We start from the raw sequence: 21,846 nt of genomic DNA, 5'->3' as shown, positions 1-21,846 counted from the left end.
AGGGGGAAGCACGGCTGCGGCCATCAATGGCGCGCCGCGGCTTCCTCGGGTGTCAGGGTCTTCAGCGCCAGCGCGTGGATCGCGCCACCCATCAGATCGCCCAGCGTGGCGTAGACCAGCCGATGCCGGGCCAGCGGCAATTTGCCGGCGAACTGGCTGGCGACCACGGTGGCCTCGAAATGCACGCCATCGGCACCGTCGACCTCGACCTGGGCACCGGGCAGGCCGTTTTCGATCATTGCCTGGATGCGGGCTGAGTCCATCGGGGGGTGTTCCATGGCGGGAGCGGGGTCGAAAAGCTGCGGATTCGGTCGCTGCCGGAATCCATTGCACTGACTTATGACGTTAAAATGCGAATATGCCATGGTAATGGAAATCTGCTGGCGCAGAAACGACAGCGATTCCAGATCGGCATCACCGATGTCCCGGCGCCATGACACCGGCGGCATCCGAACCCTCTCCCACCCGAGCGCCCATGAACGCACGCATCGCCCCGCCCGCCCCGACCCACCTGGACCCGGATGCCATCTCGCTCAGTGCGCGCACGGTGATCGCCACCGAAGCGGCGGCCGTGCAGGCGCTGGAATCGCGGATCGGCCCGGACTTCGTCGAGGCATGCCGGCTGATCCTGCAGTGCAAGGGTCGCGTGGTGGTCAGCGGCATGGGCAAGTCCGGGCATGTCGCGCGCAAGATCGCCGCCACCCTCGCCTCCACCGGCACGCCGGCGTTCTTCGTGCATCCGGGTGAGGCCAGCCACGGCGACCTGGGCATGATCCTGCCGCAGGATGTGGTGCTGGCATTGTCCTATTCCGGCGAGACCGACGAGCTGCTGTTCATCCTGCCGGTGATCAAGCGCCAGGGTATTCCGCTGATCGCGATCACTGGCAAACCCGACTCTTCGCTGGCCCGCGAAGCCGACGTGCATCTGGACGGCAGCATCTCCAGCGAAGCCTGTCCGCTGGGCCTGGCACCGACCACCAGCACCACGGTGGCGCTGGTGCTGGGCGACGCGCTGGCGATCGCGCTGCTGGAGGCGCGCGGCTTCACCTCGGACGATTTCGCCCGCTCACATCCGGCCGGCAGCCTCGGCCGGCGCCTGCTGCTGCACATCAGCGACCTGATGCATACGGGCGACGACGTGCCCCGCGTTTCGCCGGACGCCAACCTGACCTCGGCACTGGTCGAAATGACCCGCAAGCACCTGGGCATGACTGCCGTGGTCGATGCCGAGCAGCGGCTGCTCGGCGTGTTCACCGACGGCGACCTGCGCCGCGCGCTGGATGATGAAGGGGTCGATCTGCGTGGTGCCACGGTCGCCGAACTGATGACGCACGGCCCGAAGACGATCGGCGCCGACAAGCTCGCCGCCGAAGCGGCGCAGTTGATGGAAAAACACCAGATCCATGCGCTGCTGGTCGTCGATGACGAGCAGCGTGTCGTCGGCGCGTTGAACATTCATGATCTGCTCCGTGCGCGTGTGGTCTGATACCTGAGGAATGAGTGTGGAGAAGCGAGAAACGAGTAGCTCTCGCCTGCGCCTTCACTTGTTTCTCACTTCTCCACACTCGCTTCTCACCCCTTACTACCTGCCCAAGCCGTGACCACGACCTATCTCGCCAACCTCCCTGCCGACCTGCTCGCCCGCGCGGCCAAGATCCGCCTGGCGGTGTTCGACGTGGACGGCACCCTGACCGACGGCCGCCTCTGGTACGGCGAGGACGGTCGCGAGGCCAAGGTGTTCCACGTGCATGACGGGCTCGGCCTGAAACGGCTGCAGGCCAACGGAGTGCAGGTCGCACTGATCACCGCGCGGATCAGCCATCCGGTCGCGCTGCGCGCCGAGGAACTGGACATCAATCACGTCTACCAGGGCCAGGGCGACAAGCGCGCCTGCCTGCTGGAGTTGCTCGACGCACTGCGCCTGCAACCGGAACAGGTGGCCTTTGTCGGCGACGACCTGCCCGACCTGGCGCCGATGCGCCTGGCCGGGCTGGCGGTGGCGGTGGCCAACGCGCACCCGTGGATCGCCGAGCAGGCGCACTGGCGGACCGGCAACCGCGGTGGCGAAGGCGCTGCACGGGAAGTGTGCGATCTGATCCTGCAGGCCCAGGGCAAGAGCGATGCCGAGCGGGAGCGCTGGCAATGAACCTGCGCCTGTGGCTGCGCGACCGGCGACTGCCGGCCGCCACCCTCGCCATTGCGCTGGCCGCCGGCGTGAGCCAGTTGCTGCTGTGGTGGCTCGGACCGGCCCCGCGAACCAACGATTTCGTCGGTCCGCCGCGCTCGGGCTACACCCTGACCAACGCCAGGGTCAGCGAGTACAACGCCGAAGGCCGGCCGAGTTTCTACCTGCAGGCACCGCACCTGGAACGTCGCGAAGGCGACGACTCGCTCTACCTCAACTCGCCCACCTTCCAGCTCCCGGCCAAGCAGCCCGGCGTACCGGACTGGCATGGCAAGTCGCTGTACGGCTGGGTCAACAAGAGCGGCACCCTGCTCAAGCTGCAGGGCCCGGTCGCCATGCACCGGCCGGCCTTCGACAAATCGCCGGCGACCGACCTGCATACCTCCGATGTCACCGCATGGCCGAAGGAAAACCGGCTGGAGACCGACGCGCCGGCGCGGATCATCCAGGGAGCCTCTACAATCAGCGGGGTCGGCATGCGCGCCAACCTCACCAACAAGCACCTGGAGTTGCTCGATGATGTCCACAGCACATTCATGCCGGCCGAGTCGCACCGCTAGGCTCGCCCTGCTGGTCCTGGGGCTGGCCATGCTGCAGCCCGCGCTTGCGCGCAAGGACGATCGCCAGAAGCCGGCCAATATCGCGGCGAAGTCGTTCGATGCCACCCAGCAGGACAATGGCGTCATCCACTACAAGGGCAGCGTGCTGCTCACCCAGGGCACGCTGAAGGCCACCGGCGCCCTCGCCACCGCTTACCTGGACTCCGGCAACAGCGTCACGCGGGTGGTCATCACCGGCAGCCCGGCCCACATCGAACAGCTGGACGACAGTGGCAACCTGATGCAGGGCGACGCCGCCTCCATCGACTATGACAACATCAAGCAGGTCGCCGTGCTGACCGGCAACGCCTCGGTCAAGCAGAAAGGTCGGGGCGAGGCGCACGGCGACAAGCTCACCTACAACACCCAGACCAGCCAGATGACCGGCGAGAGCAACGGCGACGGCATGGTGCACATGACCTTCCAACCCAGGTCGAAACCGGCCACTGCGCCCGCCGCTCCGGCCACGACGCAGAGCAGCCCGACTCCCGCGCAGGAACAACCCTAGAAAATGCTCTCCGCCGAAGGTCTGCAGAAAAGCTTCAAGGCACGTCAGGTCGTACGTGATTTCGCCTTCTCGATCCGCGAGGGCGAGGTCGTCGGCCTGCTCGGCCCCAATGGCGCCGGCAAGACCACCTGTTTCTACATGGTGGTCGGCCTGATCGAGGCCGATGGCGGCACGATCAAGCTGGACAAGCAGGACATCACCGGGCTGCCGATGCATGCGCGCGCCAAGCTGGGCATCGGCTACCTGCCGCAGGAAGCCTCGGTGTTCCGCCGGCTCAGCGCGGCCGACAACATCATGGCGGTGCTGGAGCTGCGCAACGGCCTGAGCGCCCAGCAGCGCAGCAGCGAGCTGGAAAGCCTGCTCGACGAACTGAAGATCGCGCACATCGCCGACCAGAAGGGCATCAGCCTGTCCGGCGGCGAGCGGCGCCGGGTGGAGATCGCCCGGGCGCTGGCCGCGCAACCGCGTTACATGTTGCTGGATGAGCCCTTCGCCGGGGTCGACCCGATCTCGGTCGGCGAAATCCAGCGCATCGTGCGACACCTGAAGGAACGCGGCATCGGCGTGCTGATCACCGATCACAACGTGCGCGAGACCCTGGGCATCTGCGACCGGGCCTATATCCTGAACGAAGGCGAGGTGCTGTCACGCGGCACGCCGGCGCACATCCTCGCCGACGAGAAGGTGCGCGAGGTCTACCTGGGCCGCGAATTCCGCCTCTGAAGGCGCGCTCCGGGGCTGTTTCACGTCACGATTTGCCGCCACTGGCTATGGCCGCGTCCGCGGCCACGCGCTAGGATGGTCGCAAGTCCCTTCGACCTGGCTGGTATGAAACCCGCACTGCAGTTTCGCCTCCACCAGCAGCTGACGCTGACGCCGCAATTGCAGCAGGCGATTCGTCTGCTGCAGCTGTCGCAACTGGAGCTGGAAGCCGAACTGCGCCAGATCGCCGAAAGCAATCCGCTGCTGGAATTCGCCGAGGAAGTCGAGGACGAAGAGTCGGTCGACGGCGCGGAAGCGGAAAGCGAATATTCGGGTGCCGAGACCGCCGCCGGCAACCGTGAAAACGACAACGATGAAACCGGCGATTGGGCGGATGGCGGCGGAGTCGCCGAGTCGCCGATCGATTTTTCCAGCAACAGCGTGAGCAGCAGCGGCACCGGCTCGCGCGGCGATGACGATTTCGAACCGCAGAACAGCGCGCCGGAGAATCTGCAGCAGCACCTGTTGTGGCAGCTGAACCTGGCCTCGTTCAATCCGCGTGAACACCTGATCGCCACCGTGCTCATCGATGCGCTGAATCCCGCCGGCTATCTGGTCGAAGGGCTGGAGGCGATCCTGGTCGCACTGCCGGCGGACATGAACGCCAGCATCGAGGAAATCGAGGCCGTGCGGCGCCAGCTTCAGGGCTTCGACCCCACCGGCGTGGGCAGCCTCGACCTGCGCGACTGCCTGCGCGTGCAACTGGAGCAGTTCGCCCCGGACACCCCCCAGCGCGAGCTGGCCCTGCGTATCGTCGACAGCGAGCTCGAACTGCTTGCGCGCAACGACATTGCGCGCCTGGCGCGGCGTCTGCGTGCCGACGAAAACGATGTGACCGATGCCGCCTTGCTGATCCGCAGCCTCGATCCACGCCCGGGCGCGGCGCTGGACACGACCCCGGTGGAATACGTGGCACCGGACGTATACGCGGTGCGCGACGGTGGCCGCTGGCGGGTCAGCCTCAATCCGGACTCGCAGCCGAAACTGGGGCTCAACCAGCATTACTGCGGCCTGATCGCCAAGGCCCGCGGCGAGGACGCCAGCTGGATGCGCGGCCAGCTGCAGGAAGCACGCTGGCTGATCAAGAGCCTGGAGTCGCGCGCCGAGACCCTGCTCAAGGTAGCCGACGCCATCGTGCGCCGGCAGAGCGCCTTCCTCGACTACGGCCCCGAAGCCATGCACCCGCTGGTGCTGCGCGAGGTAGCCGAGGAAGTGGGCATGCATGAGTCCACCATCTCGCGCGTCACCACGCGCAAGTACATGCATACCCCGCGCGGCACGTTCGAGCTGAAGTATTTCTTTTCCAGCGGGGTCTCCACCGAGGATGGCGGCAGCGCCTCGGCCACCGCGATCCAGGCCATGCTGCGCAAGCTGATCGACGCCGAGGACGCCCGCAAACCCCTGTCCGACCTGGCGATCGCCGAGGAGCTGCAACGCAAGGGCATCCAGGTGGCCCGCCGCACCGTCGCCAAATACCGGGAGGGGCTGCGGATTCCCACCTCCAGCGAACGCCAGCGTGCCGGCTGAGCCGTGCCGCCGATGCGAAGGAACTTGATTGATGCGAAAGCGTTCTCATATCGGTAACGGATGATCAAAGATCATTACAGATGATTGATGATCGGCCACTCTCGCAACGAGGATGGCCGATCCACCCCGCCGCCGAAAGGCGGCACGCACCACCCAGGAGGCGCACTATGCAATTCCAACTCAGCGGCCAGCAGATCGAAGTCACCCAGGCCCTGCGCGACCACGCGACCGCCAAGCTCGATCGCCTCACGCGCCTCGACGACAAGCTGATCAGTCTGGTCATAGTCCTGTCCGTCGACAAACTGCAGCAATGCGCCGAAGGCACGCTGGGCGTGACCGGCACCACCCTGCATGCGGAAGCGGCCGAACCGGACATGTACGCGTCGATCGACATCGTGTTCGACAAGCTGGTCAGCCAGTTGCGCAAGCACCGCGAAAAGATCAGCGACAAGCATCAGCAGGAAGCACGCGAAGCCCGCCTGTACGGCTGAGTCCCGCCACGGCCCGCCCCCTTCCGGGGCGGGCTTTTTCCTTTCTGAACACCCGTTCCCGTCCAAGCTGGCACAATGGTCGCGTCGCCGCAGTCGCCCATCCGGGCTCACCATGCGGCACGAGGGCCTTGCTTGGATCGGATCAGCGCGCGACAACTCTACGATGGCGTCCACGAACGCATGGGCCTGCGCTGGCTGTCCGGCATGCGCGGGGAATCGCGCGCGCTCGAGCCGGGCGCGACCCAGTCGCGCCGGCCGTCCCTGATCGGCTACCTCAACGTCATCTACCCGAACAAGATCCAGATCATCGGCTCCGAAGAGCTGAACTATCTGGATGGGCTGGATTCGCGCCAGCGCTGGGAGGTCATGCACAAGGTCGCCGCCTACCAGCCGGTGGCGCTGATCGTGACCAAGGACCAGACGGTTCCTGCCGATCTGCGCGAGGTCGCCGAGGAAACCAACACCCCGCTGTGGATCAGTCCCAAGCGCGGGCATGAGTTGCTCACCTACCTGCAATACCACCTGGCACGCATCCTGGCGGCGAAGACCACCCTGCACGGCGTGTTCCTCGAGGTCTTCTCGATCGGCGTGCTGATTACCGGCGAGGCCGGATCGGGCAAGAGCGAGCTGGCGCTGGAACTGATCAGCCGCGGCCACCGGCTGGTCGCCGACGACGCCACCGAATTCACCCTGATCGCGCCCGACGTGATCGACGGCACCTGCCCGGAGCTGCTGCAGGACTTGCTGGAAGTGCGCGGTCTGGGCGTGCTCAACGTACGCGAGATGTTCGGCCACATGTCGGTCAAGGCATCCAAGTACCTGCGCCTGGTGGTTCACCTCAAGCCCTTGCGCGACGGCGAGGAAACCGATGCACTGACTCGTCTGACCGGCGACATCGGTCACCGTCAGATCCTCGACGTGCCGATGCCCATGATCACCATTCCGGTGGCCTCCGGACGCAACATCGCGGTGCTGGTGGAAGCGGCGGTGCGTAGCCACGCGCTGAAGAGCAAGGGCATCGATCCGGCACAGACCTTCATTGACCGCCAGGCGCATCAGCTGCGTCGGCTGCCTCCATGGTGAATGCATGAGCGAGCACAAGACTTCCCAGCTCGACCCGCGGGTCGATCCACGCGACATCCACCTGATCGTGCTCAGCGGCCTGTCCGGCGGCGGCAAGACCGTGGCCTTGCGCGCGCTGGAAGACCTGGAGTTCTACTGCGTCGACAACCTCCCCTCGGCCCTGCTGCCGCAACTGGTGAACGCGGTCATCGAAGGAAGCGGCAGCCAGAAGCATCAGCGCATCGCGGTGGGTGTCGACGTGCGCAACCGCAGCGTCGATTTCACCCAGATGCCGACCGTACTGTCGGGGCTGGCCGCCGCCGGCGTGCAGGTGCACCTGATCTTCCTGGATTGCCGCGATGAGGTGCTGATCAAGCGTTATTCGGAGACCCGCCGGCGCCATCCGCTGGCCGCGCAGGGGCTGTCGCTGGCCGATGCGATCGCCGAGGAACGCCGGCTGCTGCGCCCGCTGATGGGGATTGCCGAGAAGGTGATCGACTCCAGCGATCTCAATGTGCATCAGTTGCGCCGCCTCGTCGCCACCGGTTATGCGCAGGCGACCGAGGGACTGACCCTGATGTTCGAGTCCTTCGCGTTCCGTCGCGGGCTGCCGCTGGATGCCGACTTCGTGTTCGACGCACGCTGCCTGCCCAACCCCCACTGGCAGGCCCATCTGCGCCCCCTGTCAGGCAAGGATGCCCCGGTGCGTGAATTCCTCGACAGCGAGCCGCTGGTGGGCGAATACTTTGCCGATACCGCACACTGGCTGGACAAGTGGCTGCCTCGCTTCGAGCAGGACGACCGCAGTTACCTGACCGTCTCGATCGGCTGCACTGGCGGCCGGCATCGCTCGGTCTACCTGGTCGAAAAGCTCGCCGCCCATTACCGTGATCATCGCCAGGGCGTACTCACCTTCCACCGCGAGCTTGAATGATGACCGCGCCTTCGAACCACCACCCCACTCCCGAAGGTCGGCAGACATGAGCGTCGGCGTGCTGTTGATGACCCACGAGGCAGTCGGCAAGGCGCTGATTTCCGCCGCGCACCACGTGATGCCGAAACTGCCGTTGAGGGTCGCCGCGGTGGAAGTGCCGCCGCACGCCGACCCAGACGTGATGCGCACACTCACCGCCCACCACGCACGCGAACTCGACCAGGGCGAGGGCGTGCTGATCCTGGCCGACCTCTACGGCGCCACCCCGTGCAATATCGGGCTTTCCCTGGGCGCCCTCGGCGTCCATCTTCACTGCGTATCGGGCCTCAACCTGCCGATGCTGCTGCGCGTACTCAACTATGCGGAAAAACCACTGGATGAACTGGCCGAAATCGCGGCCAGCGGTGGCCGCGGAGGAATCTTCATCGACCATGCCTGACTTTAACCATGCTTGAACAAGAAATCGTCGTATCCAACAAGCTCGGCCTGCACGCCCGCGCATCCGCCAAACTGGTGCAACTGGTGCAGGGCTTCAAATCCACTGTATGGCTGGTAAGCAAGAATCGCGAGGTCAACGCGCAGAGCATCATGGGCGTCATGATGCTGTCAGCCGGTATCGGCACGGTGCTGACCATCCGCGCCGACGGGCCGGACGAGGCCTCCGCCATCGGCGCGGTAGCTGAACTGTTTGAACGGAAATTCGACGAAGGAGCGTAATGGAACCGGGAATCGGACATCGCAAACCCCGCAAGGCAACCTCCCCGAGGTCGCCGGAAATGGGTACGGGCCGCTTGCACGGAGGCGGCCGTCCGGCTGTCGATCGCGCCCGGCCGACGCTTTCGATGCCGCACTCCCCGCACCGCATTCGTCCGCCCGCCGGAGCCAGGCCATGAGGCAGGTGCTCAGCGGAACGGTGGCAGCCCACGGCATGGCCCTTGGCCGTGCCCGGCTGGTACAGCCCAGTCGCTACACCGTCGACACGCGTCCGCTGGCCGAGGAAGAGATCGAGGGCGAGCTGCAACTGCTGCACCAGGCGCTGGACACGGCGCGGCAGGAACTGCGCGAGCTGCGCGGCAAGCTGCACGGCGCGCTGGCGCGCGAGGTCAACGAATTCATCGACGCCCACAGCCTGCTGCTGGATGACGCGGAACTGCTGCGCGGGCTGGACGATCTGGTGCGGATCGGCCACTACCGTCCCGGCGCCGCACTGAAGAAGCAGCGCGACCGGCTGTCCGCCGTGTTCGAGGCGATGGACGACCCCTACCTGCGCAGCCGCAAGGAAGATGTCGAGCAGGTGATCAACCGGGTCATCTCCGCGCTGCAGCGGCAGACCAGCCCGGAGGAGCGCAAGCTGGCGGCCCGGGTCGGCGAGATCCTGATCGCCGACAGCGTGGCGCCGGGCGACATGGCGCAGCTGGCCGGCAACGGCCTGCTCGGCGTGGTCGGCAGCTCCGGCAGCGCCTATTCGCACAGCGCGATCCTGGCCCGCAGCCTGGGCCTGCCGATGCTGGTCGGCACCCGCGACGCGCTGTCCAACATCCACGACGACGACCTGATCCTGCTCGACGCCGAGCGCGGCGAGGCGGTGGTGCATCCGACCGCCCAGGACCTGTCGCATTACCGCGCCTGGCAGCGCGAGGCCGCCAACGAGGGGCGCCGCCTGGCCAAGCTGGCGAATGCACCTTCGCGCACCCGTGATGGGGTCGACGTCTGCCTGCTGGCCAATGCCGAGACCATCACCGACGTGGCGATGGCACGCGCCCGCGGGGCCGACGGGGTCGGTCTGTACCGCACCGAGTTCCTGTTTCTCCGCAAGCGGGCACTACCCTCCGAAGACGAGCAGTTCAATGCGTATCGGGATCTGGTGCTGGGCATGGGTGGCCTGCCGGTCACCATCCGTACCATGGACCTGGGCGCCGACAAGGCCGATGCCGCCGGCCTGGCCACCCGCGGCGAGGAGAACCCGGCGCTGGGCGTGCGGGGCGTGCGACTGTCGCTGCGCCATCCTGCGGTGTTCTCCACCCAGATCCGCGCGATCCTGCGCGCCGCCTGTTACGGCCCGGTGCGCGTGCTGGTGCCAATGGTGACCCAGCCGGACGAGATGATCGCGGTGCGCACGCTGTTCAAGCTGGCACGGCAGGAACTGAAACGCGAGAACATCGACCTGCCGGAGAAGCTGCCGCTGGGTGCGATGATCGAGGTGCCCGCCGCTGCCATCAACGTGCGCGCACTGCTGGAGTACTCGGACTTCCTCTCGATCGGCACCAATGACCTGGCCCAGTACGTACTCGCCGCCGATCGTGGCAATGACGCCCTGGAAAACATCTACAACCCGCTGCAGCCGGCCTTTCTGCGCCTGCTCTCGCATGTCATCAGCGCCGGTCGCCGGGCGAAGAAGCCGGTCAGCCTGTGTGGCGAAATCGCCGGCGACGTGAATTTCACCTCGTTGCTGCTGTTGCTGGGTCTCAACGAATTCAGCATGCACCCGAGCCAGATCCTGCATGTCCGCGACCGTCTTGCCACGCTCGACCGCGCCCATCTGCGCCGTCACGCCGCGCAATTGTTGCGCGTGCATACCCACGAACAGGCCGAGGCACTGCTGAACGACATCGTCAACGCACTGCTGCCCGCCTGACGCTTTCCATCTTCCGCGCAGCATGGCCCGTGTATCGATCGCGTTTCGCCCGGGACGCGCTCACCCACCCGAGCCGGTGTCGCCGGAATCGCTCAACGCCAGAAACGCATCGAGCAGGGCACCGCGATATTTCTGCTTGTGCAGCAGCAACGAAAGCTTCCGATGCAGATCGAGGAACGGGGTTTTCAGCGCCTTCAGGCGCCCCGTCGCCAGCGCGTCGGTGACCGCCACGGCAGGCAGGCAGGCGATCCCCAGCCCTGCCACCACTACCTGCTTGATCGCTTCGATCTGATCCAGCTCCAGCACGGTTTCGCCGGGCGGCAGTTGCGCCAGCACGCGCTCGCTGGTCGCTCGCGTGGCCGATCCCGGCTCGCGCAGCACCCAGCGCGCACCGGCGAAGTCCGCCGGCTTCAGGCTGCGCTTGCGCGCCAGCGGGTGCTCCGGCGCCGCACACACCACCAGCAAGTCGTCACGCCACGGCCGCACTTCCAGCATCGGATGGGTAACCGGCCCTTCGACGCAGCCGATGTCCAGGCTGTGATCGAGCACGCCGGCAGCGATCGCTTCGGTGTTCGCCACACGCAACCGGATCGCCACCTGCGGATGCGCACGAACGAATGGGCCCAGCAGCTCGCCCACCCGATAGTTGCCGACCGTGTTGCTGGCACCGATGCGCAACTCGCCGCCCAGCACCGCGCCATCCTCGCTGCCGCGCCGGCCGAACTCGGCATGCCGCTCCAGCAACTCCTGCGCCAGCGGCAGCAGCTCGCGCCCGCGCGCATTCAGGCGCAGGCGGCCGCGTTCACGCGCGAATACCGGCGCATCCAGCTGCCGCTCCATTTCGGCCAGCGCCATGCTGGCGGCCGGCTGGGTCAGGTGCAGACGTTCGGCGGCGGCGCGCACGCTGCCAAGCAGCGCGATCTGAACGAATACCTCGAGTTGGCGCGGGCTGATGTTTATCATCAGCGCATTTTATATATCCCATCAGATATTCCAAGTTTTCCTGATGGGTGGCGACGCGGACAATGCGCGAATCGCCGGAGTCCACCCATGAACACCCCATCCATTGCCGCCGTCATTCATCCCAGCATGCGCAGTCGCCTCCCCGGCCTGTTGCTGGCGCTGGCGATCGGCCTGCTGGCCTTGCTGCTGGGACGCCGGGTGCCGCTGATCGGCGGCCCGGTGTTCGGCATCGTGCTGGGTATCGTGGTACGCAACCTGTTCACACCGGGCGAGATCTTCACTCCCGGCATCCAGTTCGGCGGCAAGCAGGTGCTGCAATGGTCGATCATCGCGCTGGGCTTTGGCTTGAGCCTGGGTCAGGTCGCGAAAACCGGCGTGCAGTCGCTGGCAGTTACCGCGGTCACCATGAGTACGGCGTTCTTCGCGGCCTGGTTGCTGGGCCGCTGGCTCGGCGTGCACGACAAGCTGAAGATCCTGATCGGCGTGGGCACCGCGATTTGCGGCGGCTCGGCGATCGCGGCGATCACGCCGATCATCCGCCCCGACGACCACGATACCGCGTTCGCGATCTCCACCATCTTCCTGTTCAACCTGGTCGCGGTGCTGCTGTTCCCGCTGCTCGGCCACCTGATGCACATGTCCGACCTGGGCTTCGGCCTGTGGGCGGGTACCGCGATCAACGACACCTCCTCGGTGGTCGCCGCCGGCTACAGCTACAGCCATGTGGCCGGCGACTACGCCACCATCGTCAAGCTGACCCGCGCCACCCTGATCATCCCGGTGAGCCTGGTACTGGCGCTGGTGGTGGCCGCTGGCGAAAAGCGTCGTCACAAGCAGGCGGGCAGCGTCGGCCACTTCAGCCTGGCCAGCATCTTCCCGTGGTTCATCCTGTGGTTCCTGGTTGCCTCTGGCATCCGCACCGTGGGGCTGATTCCGGTGGCGATCCAGCCGGCCATCCATATGCTGGCCGAGTTCCTGATCATCGTGGCGCTGACCGCGATCGGCCTGTCGGCCAACCTGCGCAAGATGGCATCCACCGGCGTGCGACCGATCCTGCTGGGCCTCGGTGTGTGGATTGCGGTGGCGGTGAGCAGCCTGCTGGTGCAGTGGGTGATCGGCCAGCTTTGAAAACGGACATCCACAGCCAGCGGGGGACGCACGACCGTCTCGAGTCGCCCTCGGCCGGGGAGCGGTTCGAAGCCGCGGGCAGGCATGGGGTGGCCAGTGGCATCGGCGGGGAACGTCATGCCGATGAACATGCGGCCGACCCCATCGCTCACGCCGGCGCGCTGATCTCCACGGGTTCGTTCATCTCGCCGGCCGCATTCGATCCGGCGCGCGGGAACGCCAGCGTCATCGTGGTGCCCACGCCGGGCTGCGACTGTACATCGACAAAGCCGCCCCACTGGCGCATCAGTCCATAGACCTGCGCCAGACCCAGCCCGGTGCCCTTGCCTTCGGCCTTGGTAGTGAAATACGGCTCGAACAGGCGCTCCCGGGTCGCGGCGCTCATGCCCGAACCCTCGTCGCTGACCGATATCGTCACGTACTCGCCTGGTGCCCGTATCGTGCTGGCCACGTCGTCGGAAATCGACATCCTGCCGAAGGCCACCGCGATCGGTCCGCTTTGGTCGCATGCGTCGCGCGCGTTGATGCACAGGTTCATCAGGGCCTGCTCGATCGAATGCGGATCGGCGAAGGTGAAGTATTCGCCGGCCGAATCATCCACCAGCAGACTGATACCCGGACCCATGCTTTGCTGGATGAAACCCTCGATGCCGGCGGCAAGAGCACGGACCTCGACCAGTTCCGGCTGATAGGCGTGCACGCGGGCGAAGCCGAGCAGCCGCTTGGCCAGGATCGCCGCATGCCGCACACCCTCCATGGCATATTCCAGCATCCGGCGCTGATCGTTGGCGAGCCGCTCAGGCCGGTCCAGCACCGCGCTCAGACTCATGGTGGCGGTCTGCAGCATGTTGTTGAAATCGTGCGCGATGCCGGCCACCAGCTGGCCGATCGCCTCGCTTTTCTGCGCCTGGCGCGAAACCTGTTCGGCCACCGACTGGGCCAGCGTGGCGATGTCGAGCTTTTCCTGCAGCGCGGTCTCCCGTTGGGCGCCGGCATGTTGTGCCGCGCTGACCACGGTAAGCCGGCTCTTGAGGTTGCGGGTGATCGCATCCAGCGCATCCTGCACGCGCATCTGTTCCGTGATGTCGCGACTGATGATCAGTACGCTCTGAACCTGGCCGGCGTCGTCAAGCAAGGGGGTCAGCGTGGACATCCACCACTTTTCCTCACGCTTGGGGCCGGAGGACATGCTGGTGAACTGCATCCGTTTGCCGCGCCGGGCACCCTGCAATGCCTCGCCGGCGCGCACGCGGGAGGATTCGGGCCACAGCGAGACCCAGGTGCGCTCGATCGATTGCTCCGGCTCCTTGATGCCCAGCAGCCGGCAGCCGTTGCGGTTGGTGAAAGCAACATGCCCGGTGGCATCGATCTGCATGACGCCATCCAGCGATGCCTCAACGATTTGCTTGTAGTACTCGGCAACGCTCATGCTGAAAATCCTCGTGTTCCGCAGGATAGTCCCTTCGAGTCATCACCGCGTGTGCACGGTGCAAGCAGCAGTGTCGACTCTCACTACCGTTGGATACGCATGCCCCCCCTGGACGATCAAACCATCCTGCTGGTCGAGGATGACGTGAAGGCCCGCGAGATCACCACCATGATCCTCGAGGCCGAGGGCATCCATGTCTATGCTGCCGCCAACGCTCGCGCCGCCTGGGAGCTGTTTGGCCAGCACCCCGATCTCGACCTGGTGATCAGCGACATCAACATGCCCGGCGGCATGAACGGCATCCAGTTGACGCAGAGGATTCGCCACGATGATCCGTCGATGCGGGTGGTGCTGGTTTCCGGCAACCCGCAATCGAGCTTCAGCGACCTGCCGGAAGGCATCCTGTTTCTGCCCAAGCCGTTTGATCGGCAAGCGCTGCTGGGTGCCGTGCAGGCATCACGGCGTCACTGAGGCACAGGCGGCGCGGTGCAACGGAGCCGGATGGCGCAGGCGCGCATCGCTTGATCTAATGCAATGGATATTCTGACCGGCGCCAGCGCCCCGACGCCCCTTCCAGCGGAATCGCCATCTTGATCGAGCAATCCCTCGCCCTGCCCTGCGGCCACATGCTGGCCAACCGTTTCTGCAAGGCGGCGATGACCGAAGGTCTGGCCGACCCCCTGGGCCGCGCCACCGCGGCACACCAGCGTCTCTATGCGAAATGGGCCGGTGGCGGTGCAGGCCTGCTGCTCAGCGGCAACATCATGATCGACCGACGCTACCTCGAGCGCGCCGGCAACGTCGTGGTGGAAGACGACTCGGGCATCGACGCGCTGAAGGCCTGGGCGGATGCCGTCCACGCCAACGGCAGCCAGTTGTGGGCGCAGATCAGTCACCCCGGCCGGCAATGCCCGCGACTGGTCACCCTGACGCCACTGGCGCCGTCGGAAGTCCAGCTCGCCGTGGCCGGCAACTTCGGCAAGCCGCGCGCGATGACCGAAGCGGACATCCTCGACGTGATCGCCCGTTTCGCGCGTACCGCGGGCGTGTTGAAGGCGGCCCGCTTCGATGGCGTGCAGATCCACGCCGCACACGGTTACCTGCTGTCGCAGTTCCTGTCGCCGCGCACGAACCGTCGCACGGACCGCTGGGGCGGCACGCTGGCCCACCGCGCCCGCCTGCTGCTGGAGGTGATCCGCGCCGTGCGCGCCAACGTGGGTGTCGACTACCCGATCGCGGTGAAGCTCAACTCCTCCGACTTCGTGCAGGGCGGTTTCACCCTGGAGGAATGCATCCAGGTGGTGGGCTGGCTCAGCGAGGCCGGCATCGACCTGCTGGAGATTTCCGGCGGCACCTACGAGCAGCTGGAATTCTTCAAGGCCCATGACGAGGCCGAGATTCGCGACAGCACGCGTCAGCGCGAGGCGGTGTTCTTGAAGTACGCCCGGTCGATCAAGGCCGCAGCCAACATGCCGGTGATGGTCACCGGCGGCTTCCGCACCCTGGCCGGCATGGAAGCGGCGTTGCGGAGTGGCGACACCGACATGATCGGCATCGCCCGTCCGTTCTGCCTCGACCCCGACTTCCCCGCCCGGATGCTGGCCGGCAGCCTCGCCGCGTTGCCGGTGCCGGAGGACCGGCTGGTGCTGGGCAAGGGCTACCGCGGCCCCAACAGCAAATCCCCCACGATGCGTGCATTCAACAACCAGGCCCAGGCGGGCTGGTACTACCACCAGATCGAACGCCTCGGCGCCGGCCTCCCACCGCAACCGGCACTGTCGCCATGGCGTGCGCTGCTGGGGCACTTCAGGAAGGACTTCGGGCGTGCGATGGCACGCAAACGGACGCGGGCGGAGCCGCCGCCGACGGCAGGACTTGCCCCGGAGTCATAGCGAATTTTCCGGGCCGCGGCGCACTTCCCTCGCGGGGGATGATCGCGCGACCCCTCAGCGGTGAGTCGTCACCGTTGTCTTGGCGCCATTCCCCGAACGTGGACACATTCCGGCTGCCGGGGGCTCAAGTCCACCCGTCAGCTGCCGTCATCTTGGGTTGATCCCCCTTCGAATTCGGACAAGCCCCACCGGCCGCGAACGCCGGGACAACACATGATGCAGGGTGGAAGGCGTGACGGCAGCCGGATGAACCGGGTGCCGATGGCTCGTCGAGTCTCTGACGCCCACGTGTCCACTGCCACGGCAACCAAAGAAGGTGAACGTCCATGTCGCCGGATCGCGCGAACTCGGCAGGCGCCGACACTCAGTCCGCGCCGCCGTGGCCACAACGTCTGTCGGAGTTGTTCCTGAGCACGGACCCGCGGCGGCGAATCCGGATCACCCAGTGGGGGATCACCGTCATCGTCTACGCGAGCAGCGCGCTGGTGGTGAAGTTCGCCTTGCGGCCAGGTTCCGCCGATGAAATCGGCTATGCCGGCTGGTGCGCCTTTCTGGTGTTGTTCCTGACCGGCGTCTACGTGGCGCTGCGCAGCGGATGGAGCGAGCGCTTCGCCGACCCCGCACTCACCACGGCGCAGATGATACTGGGCTCCATCGGCGTGGAATGGGGCTACGTGCTCTGCGGACCGGCCCGTGGCGCGACCCTCTATCCCCTGCTGCTGATCTTCGCCTTCGGTGCCTTTTCGCTGAGCTGGCGCCGGATCATGTGGCTGACACTGTTGACTCTCGTCAGCCTGGTCGCCACGGTGGCGGTGCTGGAAACGTCAAGAACCGGCGACCCCGGCGGCCTGCTCAAGACGAGCGAGCTGCGCCTGGATCAGATCAACGTGCTGATGATCATCATCGTGCTGCCGGCCTTGTCGGTCACCGCGGCGCGCTTGTCGATGCTTCGCTACAAGCTCCGCTCGCAGCGCAGCGCATTGTCCGAAGCGATGGAGGAAGTCCAGCGACTGGCCACCCACGACGATCTGACCGAACTGGTCAATCGGCGCCACATCCAGCAACGGCTGGCCCAGGAACTCAGCCGCTTTCAGCGCCATGGCAGCCCGTTCAGCGTGGTGATCATCGATCTCGACTTCTTCAAACGGATCAACGACACCCATGGCCATGCCTTCGGCGACCACGTGCTGCAGGCATTTGCCGCCGAAGCCGTGGCCACGCTGCGCGCCTGCGACCTGATTGCGCGCTGGGGTGGTGAGGAGTTTCTGGTACTGCTGCCGGACACCCGCGCAGCGCAAGCGGCAACGATCATCCGGCGCCTGCTCAAACGGATGCCCACGATGCCCCATGCCGGCGGGCCACCGCTGACATTTTCGGCGGGCGTGACCGAATGCCGCCGGGACGAGGCCGTGGAGGATGCGGTGGCACGTGCGGATGCGGCGATGTACGAGGCGAAGGCATCGGGACGCAATGCGGTGCGACTGAAAGAGACGACGACCTAGTCAGGCCAGGGGCACAGCCCGGATCAGGGACGACAAGGTCGGTCCCGGCGAGTTTCGTGCGCTTGCCGACCGGGAGACCGGACCTGCTGCGCCCCGCCACCCACCGGAGTCGCCGGCTCAGGCACGCCGCATCTGGCGAAGGTGACGCCACACATAGAGCCCGATGGCGATGAGCAGGCCGCCGGCGATCAACCCGTCGAAGCGATGGAAATAGACACCCAGCGTGTCCCAGTGTTCGCCCAGCTTCATGCCGATCCAGGCCAGGCCCCAGCACCAGAGGAAGGAGCCGAGGAAGGTGTACACACTGAATCGCCATGGCGACATGCGCACCACGCCGGCAGGAAAGGCGATGAAGGTGCGGATGACTGGCAGCAGGCGACCGACGAAGATGGTGATGTCGCCGTGTCGTTGAAACCAGCGATCGGCCAGATCGAGGTCGTGGCTGGAGATCAACATGTACTTGCCGTAGCGCTCGATCAGCGGGCGACCGCCCCACGCCCCGACGGCGTAAGCCAGCCATGACCCGATCAGGCAACCGACCGCTCCGGCCAGGGCGACCATGCCCAGCGTCAGCGTGCCCTGGGATACCAGGTAGCCCGAAAACGGCATGATGATCTCGGAGGGCAACGGAATGCAGGCACTCTCGATGCCCATCAGCAGCACGATGCCCAGGTATCCCAGCCGGGAGATCACCGCGATGACCGCACTGGCGAGCAGAGCCAACCATTTTCCCAGCATGCGGCACCCGCCACTTTCTCAACGATGAAGCGTCATGGTACCGCGTCGATGGAGATGGCTGTGCCAGCGGCGCCGGAGGAAGCGCATGGCCGCGCATGGCCCCGGACCGATCCACTCAGGCCTTGCCCTGCTCCACCAGCGTCAATGCCACCTTGTCGCGCAGGTACACCGGCAGGGCCAGCTCGGGCGCCAGCACGCGACCGGCCCTGAACTCGCGCATCGCCAGTTCGGCGACATGCGCGGCCTGCGGGTAACGCATGCCGTCGGCGGAATGCAGGATGCCGGTGAGGCGCTGGCTCAGCACCGTGGCATAGGTGGCCCAGCCGCTGCCGACCACCTGCCATGTGGCGGCCTCGGGCAGCGACAGCGTGTCCGCGGTGCAGACCCGCTCCTTGTCCAGTGCGACCAGGCCGCCGTTGCCGTCGCGGCGGTAGCAGGCGGCGTAGATCTCGCCCATGCGTGCGTCGATCACGGCCAGGATCGCGGTGTGCTCCTCTTCCGGCGCTTCCAGCGCCAGCGCGGCCAGCGAGGAGATGGTGATCACCGGCAGATCCAGCGCCAGCGCCATGCCCTGCGCCAGCGACACGCCCAGTCGCACGCCGGTGAACGCGCCGGGCCCTCGGCCCACCGCGATCGCGTCCAGCGCCAGCCGGCCGATGCCGGCTTCGGCCAGCAGCGCGTCGGCCATCGGCAGGACCAGTTCGGTATGCCGACGTGGCGCGATCTCGCTGCGGGCGATCAGTTCGTCGCCGTGGATCAGCGCGACGGAGCAGGCTTCGGTGGCGGTTTCGATGGCGAGCAGATTCATGATCGTTCCATGATAGCGGCTGGCGGCCCGGACGAGGCCGCTGCCGCGGTGGTCGGTCCCGGGGTCATCGGCACGTAGGCATACCAGTCGATGCGGCGGGTCAGGTACATCATCAGCGCCACCATCACCAGCAACACCAGGGCACCGATCAGCAAGGCGTACTGCTCGGCCGCGATCAACCCGTACAGCATCGCGTAGATCAGCCCCAGCACGCCGCCCAGCAGCATCCCGGCGCGCCGGGCCCGCAGGACCGCCATCGCGTAGCCGCCCACGATCAGCACCACCGCCGACGCGGCCAGCGCATACGCCGCGCCGAAGCCGATCTGTTCGGACAGTGCCAGCAGCACGACATAGAACGTGGCCAGCGCGGTACCGACCAGCAGGTATTGCACCGGGTGCACGCGCAGCCGACGGAGCACCTCGAACAGGAAGAACGCAACGAACGTCATCGCGATGAACAGCAGGCCGTATTTGCCGGCGCGCACGTTGCGCTGGTACACGTCCACCGGCTGGTACAGCTGCACGCCGAAGCTCGACGCCTGCAGCGCCGGTTTCATGCCGTCGTCGGTATCGCTCCAGTGCTGGCCGTAACTGCGGTTCAGATCGAGCAGGTGCCAGTGCGCGCTGAAGCCGTGGGTGTCGAGCTGATGCTCCAGCGGCAGCGCCGCGCCCACGAAACTGGGGTCGCGCCACGGCGCGCGCATGTTCACGTCGGTACTGCGGGCCAGCGGCAGCAACTGCAGCGATTCGGTGCCGGCCAGCTCGAGTCCGATCTCCACGTCGATGGATTGATCTGCCAGCGCATCCAGATCGATCGGCACCACCACGTTCGGCCACGGACCCAGCCGCTCTGCCGACGAATCGAAGCGGGCGGGCCTGCCGTTGATGCGCAGGTCGGTGATTTCCCGCAGCCCGCGCAGGTCGCCGATCGGCAACCGCAATTCGGCCTTGCCACCCTGCCATGACGCGCTGCTGCCGTGGCGGAAGCGGGCCAGGTCCTGCGCCCGGAACTGCGCGCTGAGTTTCACCGTGGAGACGAATACCGGCACGCTGTAGATGCCGTAGCTGCGGGTCTGCACCGACATCGCCACGTCCATCTTCAGCGTGTCGGCGAGCATGCTCTCGCTGCCTGCGCGCAGCTGGTACGGCTGGTTTTCCGCCACGCCGACCTGGCGCATGGTCGGCACCACCAGCACCGGGCCACCGAGCACCTGGTCGCCGCCCCAGCCCTGCGCGATCTGCGTGACCGCCGTCTCGCGCAGCTGCTGCCGCTCCTGCACCAGGCCATTCACCTGCATCAGCGGTATCGTCATCAGCAGCGCCAGCACGCCGATGCCGAGCACCTTGGCGGTCACCGTCTGTGTCCATGCAGCCATCACACGCTCCTCCCTCGAATGGAGCGTCGATCACAGCAGTCGCAACGGCCCGGCCGCAGGCGAGCGGGGCCGCCGCGGGGGCGACAATCTGACTTTGCGATGTTCGTGCAACTTCGCCCGGCGGTGGCGGTCACTTGCAGAAGCCATCGGTGAAATCGCCCCGCCCGGGGCCACGCATTCGTCCATCGGAGGGGAACCATGCGCAAGATCGCAACGTTTCTGGCCCGCAACAAGGGCTTCATCACCTTCCTGTTGTGCATGATCATGTTCCGCAGTGCCGTGGCCGACTGGAACGTGGTGCCGACCGGCTCGATGCAGCCCACCATCCACATCGGCGACCGCATCCTGGTCGACCGCATGGCCTATGACCTGCGCCTGCCGCTGACCCACATCAGCCTGCTGCACCTGGCCGACCCGCAGCGCGGCGACATCGTGGTGCTGGATTCGCACGCCGCCCACGAGCGATTGGTGAAAAGGGTGATCGGCTTGCCCGGCGACCAGGTCGCCATGCGCAACAACGTGCTCTTCATCAATGGCCTTGCCGCCAGTTACCGCCCGACTGCCCGCAGCGGCATCCACGACGATCGACTGGACCCGGCGCATTACGAAATCGAACGCTACGGCAGCATGCGCCACGCGATACGCCTGTCCGACGCCGGGCCCGGGCGCGCCAGCAACTTCGGCCCGGTGACGGTGCCGGCCGGCCAGTACCTGCTGCTCGGCGACGACCGCGACAACAGCATGGACTCCCGCTACTTCGGATTCTTCCCGCGCAACGAATTCCTGGGCCGCTCACGCCACGTGGTGGCGTCGCTGGACCCGGCCGATCACTACCTGCCGCGCGCGGATCGCTTCGGCGCAAGGCTCGATTGACGCCTCACGCCGGCGGCTGCCACAGCTCGATGCGGGTGCCGTCGGGATCCATGATCCAGCCGAAACGGCCGAACTCGCTTTCTTCGATGCGCGGGTCGACTTCGACGCCGGCAGCGCGCAGTTGCGCCAGCAATGCGTCGAGATCGTCGACGCGGAAATTCACCATGAACGGCTGCGTGCTGGGCGCGAAGTAGGTGGTGTCGGCAGCAAACGCCGACCACAGAGTGTAGCCGGGACGCTCCTCGTCCTCGTCGAAACGCACGCCGCCCCAGTCGTCGACCTGCAGGCCGAGATGCTCCGCGTACCACGCGGCCAGCGCGGTCGGGTCGCGCGACTTGAAGAAGATGCCGCCCAGTCCGGTGACCCTGGCCATGACCTGCCTCCTGTCGAAACTGCTGTCTTTGCGGGAGCGGCTTCAGCCGCGATGCCTTTGC

General features: G+C 66.4%; 24 protein-coding genes. 17 read left to right on the top strand and 7 right to left on the bottom strand.

Annotated features, from left to right (window positions below):
* Positions 1 to 23: 23 nt before the first annotated feature.
* Complete coding sequence (locus ACFPPA_RS03005) at positions 24 to 263, bottom strand: BolA family protein (RefSeq protein ID WP_377317136.1); 240 nt, start codon at positions 261 to 263, stop codon at positions 24 to 26.
* Positions 264 to 475: 212 nt separating this feature from the next.
* Between ACFPPA_RS03005 and ACFPPA_RS03000 the strand changes: the two genes are divergently transcribed.
* The 12 genes from ACFPPA_RS03000 (at position 476) to ptsP (ending at position 10,703) form a co-directional block, all read left to right on the top strand.
* On the top strand, positions 476 to 1,486 hold the full coding sequence (locus ACFPPA_RS03000; RefSeq protein WP_377317134.1) for a KpsF/GutQ family sugar-phosphate isomerase: 1,011 nt from the start codon (positions 476 to 478) through the stop codon (positions 1,484 to 1,486).
* A 111-nt stretch (positions 1,487 to 1,597) separates the two neighbouring features.
* On the top strand, positions 1,598 to 2,146 hold the full coding sequence (locus ACFPPA_RS02995; protein WP_377317132.1) for a KdsC family phosphatase: 549 nt from the start codon (positions 1,598 to 1,600) through the stop codon (positions 2,144 to 2,146).
* Positions 2,143 to 2,745 (top strand): LPS export ABC transporter periplasmic protein LptC, encoded by a 603-nt coding sequence (gene lptC, locus ACFPPA_RS02990; protein ID WP_377317130.1) that lies wholly within the window; start codon positions 2,143 to 2,145, stop codon positions 2,743 to 2,745. Before ACFPPA_RS02995 ends, lptC begins: the two co-directional genes overlap by 4 nt.
* Positions 2,702 to 3,292 (top strand): lipopolysaccharide transport periplasmic protein LptA, encoded by a 591-nt coding sequence (gene lptA / locus ACFPPA_RS02985; RefSeq protein WP_377317128.1) that lies wholly within the window; start codon positions 2,702 to 2,704, stop codon positions 3,290 to 3,292. The genes lptC and lptA overlap by 44 nt, the downstream gene beginning before the upstream one ends.
* Positions 3,293 to 3,295: 3 nt before the next feature.
* Entirely contained in the window at positions 3,296 to 4,015 is a 720-nt protein-coding gene (lptB, locus tag ACFPPA_RS02980) for an LPS export ABC transporter ATP-binding protein (protein ID WP_377317126.1), read from the top strand.
* 105 nt (positions 4,016 to 4,120) lie between these two features.
* Positions 4,121 to 5,581: an RNA polymerase factor sigma-54 gene (locus tag ACFPPA_RS02975; protein WP_377317124.1), complete on the top strand. Its 1,461-nt coding sequence runs from the start codon at positions 4,121 to 4,123 to the stop codon at positions 5,579 to 5,581.
* A 167-nt stretch (positions 5,582 to 5,748) separates the two neighbouring features.
* Positions 5,749 to 6,072: a ribosome hibernation-promoting factor, HPF/YfiA family gene (hpf, locus tag ACFPPA_RS02970; RefSeq protein ID WP_377317122.1), complete on the top strand. Its 324-nt coding sequence runs from the start codon at positions 5,749 to 5,751 to the stop codon at positions 6,070 to 6,072.
* Positions 6,073 to 6,204: 132 nt separating this feature from the next.
* Positions 6,205 to 7,155, top strand: coding sequence for an HPr(Ser) kinase/phosphatase (gene hprK, locus ACFPPA_RS02965; RefSeq protein WP_377317120.1), 951 nt, complete (start codon positions 6,205 to 6,207; stop codon positions 7,153 to 7,155).
* 4 nt (positions 7,156 to 7,159) lie between these two features.
* Positions 7,160 to 8,068: an RNase adapter RapZ gene (gene rapZ / locus ACFPPA_RS02960; protein ID WP_377317118.1), complete on the top strand. Its 909-nt coding sequence runs from the start codon at positions 7,160 to 7,162 to the stop codon at positions 8,066 to 8,068.
* A gap of 46 nt (positions 8,069 to 8,114) precedes the next feature.
* A complete protein-coding gene (locus ACFPPA_RS02955) occupies positions 8,115 to 8,507 on the top strand; it encodes a PTS sugar transporter subunit IIA (RefSeq protein ID WP_377317116.1) in 393 nt (130 codons plus the stop codon).
* An 8-nt stretch (positions 8,508 to 8,515) separates the two neighbouring features.
* Complete coding sequence (locus tag ACFPPA_RS02950; RefSeq protein WP_377317114.1) at positions 8,516 to 8,785, top strand: HPr family phosphocarrier protein; 270 nt, start codon at positions 8,516 to 8,518, stop codon at positions 8,783 to 8,785.
* Between the two features lie 172 nt (positions 8,786 to 8,957).
* Entirely contained in the window at positions 8,958 to 10,703 is a 1,746-nt protein-coding gene (gene ptsP / locus ACFPPA_RS02945; RefSeq protein WP_377317112.1) for a phosphoenolpyruvate--protein phosphotransferase, read from the top strand.
* A gap of 60 nt (positions 10,704 to 10,763) precedes the next feature.
* On the opposite strand, the gene ACFPPA_RS02940 is transcribed toward ptsP, so the two are convergent.
* Complete coding sequence (locus tag ACFPPA_RS02940) at positions 10,764 to 11,666, bottom strand: LysR family transcriptional regulator (protein ID WP_377317110.1); 903 nt, start codon at positions 11,664 to 11,666, stop codon at positions 10,764 to 10,766.
* An 87-nt stretch (positions 11,667 to 11,753) separates the two neighbouring features.
* On the opposite strand from ACFPPA_RS02940, the gene ACFPPA_RS02935 reads away from it, so the two are divergent.
* Positions 11,754 to 12,794 (top strand): YeiH family protein, encoded by a 1,041-nt coding sequence (locus ACFPPA_RS02935; protein ID WP_377317108.1) that lies wholly within the window; start codon positions 11,754 to 11,756, stop codon positions 12,792 to 12,794.
* Positions 12,795 to 12,942: 148 nt separating this feature from the next.
* On the opposite strand, the gene ACFPPA_RS02930 is transcribed toward ACFPPA_RS02935, so the two are convergent.
* Entirely contained in the window at positions 12,943 to 14,223 is a 1,281-nt protein-coding gene (locus ACFPPA_RS02930) for a two-component system sensor histidine kinase NtrB (RefSeq protein WP_377317106.1), read from the bottom strand.
* A gap of 99 nt (positions 14,224 to 14,322) precedes the next feature.
* Between ACFPPA_RS02930 and ACFPPA_RS02925 the strand changes: the two genes are divergently transcribed.
* The 3 genes from ACFPPA_RS02925 (at position 14,323) to ACFPPA_RS02915 (ending at position 17,617) form a co-directional block, all read left to right on the top strand.
* A complete protein-coding gene (locus tag ACFPPA_RS02925) occupies positions 14,323 to 14,694 on the top strand; it encodes a response regulator (protein ID WP_377317104.1) in 372 nt (123 codons plus the stop codon).
* Positions 14,695 to 14,813: 119 nt separating this feature from the next.
* Entirely contained in the window at positions 14,814 to 16,115 is a 1,302-nt protein-coding gene (locus ACFPPA_RS02920) for an NADH:flavin oxidoreductase/NADH oxidase family protein (protein ID WP_377317102.1), read from the top strand.
* A gap of 326 nt (positions 16,116 to 16,441) precedes the next feature.
* Positions 16,442 to 17,617, top strand: a complete 1,176-nt coding sequence (locus tag ACFPPA_RS02915; RefSeq protein WP_377317100.1) for a GGDEF domain-containing protein — start codon at positions 16,442 to 16,444, stop codon at positions 17,615 to 17,617.
* Positions 17,618 to 17,734: 117 nt separating this feature from the next.
* On the opposite strand, the gene ACFPPA_RS02910 is transcribed toward ACFPPA_RS02915, so the two are convergent.
* The 3 genes from ACFPPA_RS02910 to creD form a co-directional block, all read right to left on the bottom strand.
* Positions 17,735 to 18,340 (bottom strand): DedA family protein, encoded by a 606-nt coding sequence (locus ACFPPA_RS02910; RefSeq protein WP_377317098.1) that lies wholly within the window; start codon positions 18,338 to 18,340, stop codon positions 17,735 to 17,737.
* A 130-nt stretch (positions 18,341 to 18,470) separates the two neighbouring features.
* Positions 18,471 to 19,163, bottom strand: coding sequence for a tRNA (adenosine(37)-N6)-threonylcarbamoyltransferase complex dimerization subunit type 1 TsaB (tsaB, locus tag ACFPPA_RS02905; RefSeq protein WP_377317096.1), 693 nt, complete (start codon positions 19,161 to 19,163; stop codon positions 18,471 to 18,473).
* Positions 19,160 to 20,539, bottom strand: a complete 1,380-nt coding sequence (gene creD / locus ACFPPA_RS02900) for a cell envelope integrity protein CreD (protein ID WP_377317094.1) — start codon at positions 20,537 to 20,539, stop codon at positions 19,160 to 19,162. The genes tsaB and creD overlap by 4 nt, the downstream gene beginning before the upstream one ends.
* A gap of 198 nt (positions 20,540 to 20,737) precedes the next feature.
* On the opposite strand from creD, the gene lepB reads away from it, so the two are divergent.
* A complete protein-coding gene (gene lepB, locus ACFPPA_RS02895) occupies positions 20,738 to 21,412 on the top strand; it encodes a signal peptidase I (protein WP_377317092.1) in 675 nt (224 codons plus the stop codon).
* 4 nt (positions 21,413 to 21,416) lie between these two features.
* Here lepB and ACFPPA_RS02890 read toward each other — a convergent pair whose 3' ends face one another.
* Positions 21,417 to 21,785, bottom strand: coding sequence for a VOC family protein (locus ACFPPA_RS02890; RefSeq protein WP_377317090.1), 369 nt, complete (start codon positions 21,783 to 21,785; stop codon positions 21,417 to 21,419).
* Between the last annotated feature and the right edge of the window lie 61 nt (positions 21,786 to 21,846).

This window comes from Rhodanobacter ginsengisoli, from assembly GCF_042657065.1.
Lineage (GTDB): Bacteria > Pseudomonadota > Gammaproteobacteria > Xanthomonadales > Rhodanobacteraceae > Rhodanobacter > Rhodanobacter ginsengisoli.
The sequence above is the reverse complement of the archived record's forward strand: the minus strand, read 5'-3'. Positions and strand labels throughout refer to the sequence as shown.